1 protein-coding gene is annotated in these 1,762 nt (G+C 41.9%); it reads left to right on the forward strand.

The annotated features are described in order from the left end of the window. Nucleotides 1–1,726: hemagglutinin (locus IEV85_RS24635; RefSeq protein ID WP_229658337.1), on the forward strand; the 1,726-nt coding region annotated here is incomplete at its 5' end. Nucleotides 1,727–1,762 lie beyond the last annotated feature (36 nt).

The raw sequence follows: 1,762 nt of genomic DNA on the forward strand, positions 1-1,762 counted from the left end.
ACGCGTGATCAGCAAAAGCAGGGGAATTTCACAACCACTCAAGATGGAGACAGTATCACTAATAACTATACTACTGGTAGCAACAGTAAGCAATGCAGATAAAATCTGCATCGGCTATCAATCAACAAACTCCACAGAAACTGTGGACACACTAACAGAAAACAATGTCCCTGTGACACATGCCAAAGAACTGCTCCACACAGAGCATAATGGGATGCTGTGTGCAACAAGCTTGGGACAACCTCTTATTTTGGACACCTGCACCATCGAAGGGCTAATCTATGGCAATCCTTCTTGTGATCTATCGCTGGAAGGAAGAGAATGGTCCTATATCGTCGAGAGACCATCAGCCGTTCACGGATTGTGTTACCCCGGGAACGTAGAAGATCTAGAAGAGCTAAGGTCACTTTTTAGTTCTGCTAGGTCTTATCAAAGAATCCAGATCTTCCCAGACACAATCTGGAATGTTTCTTACGATGGAACAAGCACAGCATGCTCAGGTTCATTCTACAAAAGCATGAGATGGTTGACTCGAAAGAACGGCGAGTACCCTACCCAAGACGCCCAATACACAAATAATCAAGGGAAGAACATTCTTTTCATGTGGGGTATAAATCACCCACCCACCGATGATACGCAGAGAGGGCTGTACACAAGAACCGACACAACAACGAGTGTGGCAACAGAAGAAATAAATAGGATTTTCAAACCATTGATAGGACCAAGGCCTCTTGTCAACGGTTTGATGGGAAGAATCAATTATTACTGGTCTGTATTGAAACCTGGTCAAACACTGCGAATAAAATCTGATGGGAATCTAATAGCTCCATGGTATGGACACATTCTTTCAGGAGAGAGCCACGGAAGAATTCTAAAGACTGATTTAAAAAGAGGTAGCTGCACAGTGCAGTGTCAGACAGAAAAAGGTGGCTTAAACACAACACTGCCATTCCAAAATGTAAGTAAGTATGCATTTGGAAACTGCTCAAAATATATTGGCATAAAGAGTCTCAAACTTGCAGTTGGTCTGAGGAATGTGCCTTCTAAATCTAGTAGAGGACTATTCGGGGCCATAGCAGGGTTTATAGAGGGAGGTTGGTCAGGACTAGTTGCTGGTTGGTATGGGTTCCAGCATTCAAATGACCAAGGGGTTGGCATCGCAGCAGATAGAGACTCAACCCAAAAGGCAATTGATAAAATAACATCCAAAGTGAATAATATAGTCGACAAAATGAACAAGCAGTATGAAATCATTGATCATGAATTCAGTGAGGTAGAAACTAGACTTAACATGATTAATAATAAGATTGATGATCAAATCCAGGATATATGGGCATATAATGCAGAATTGCTAGTTCTGCTTGAAAACCAGAAAACACTCGATGAGCATGACGCAAATGTAAACAATCTATATAATAAAGTAAAGAGGGCGTTGGGTTCTAATGCGGTGGAAGATGGGAAAGGATGTTTCGAGCTATACCACAAATGTGATGACCAATGCATGGAGACAATTCGGAACGGGACCTACAACAGAAGGAAGTATCAAGAGGAATCAAAATTAGAAAGACAGAGAATAGAGGGGGTCAAGCTGGAATCTGAAGAAACTTACAAAATCCTCACCATTTATTCGACTGTCGCCTCATCTCTTGTGTTTGCAATGGGGTTTGCTGCCTTATTGTTCTGGGCCATGTCTAATGGGTCTTGCAGATGCAACATTTGTATATAATTAGCAAAAACACCCTTGTTTCTACTGATCACGCGT

It is taken from the genome of Marivirga lumbricoides, from assembly GCF_014636295.1.
GTDB classification, from domain to species: domain Bacteria; phylum Bacteroidota; class Bacteroidia; order Cytophagales; family Cyclobacteriaceae; genus Marivirga; species Marivirga lumbricoides.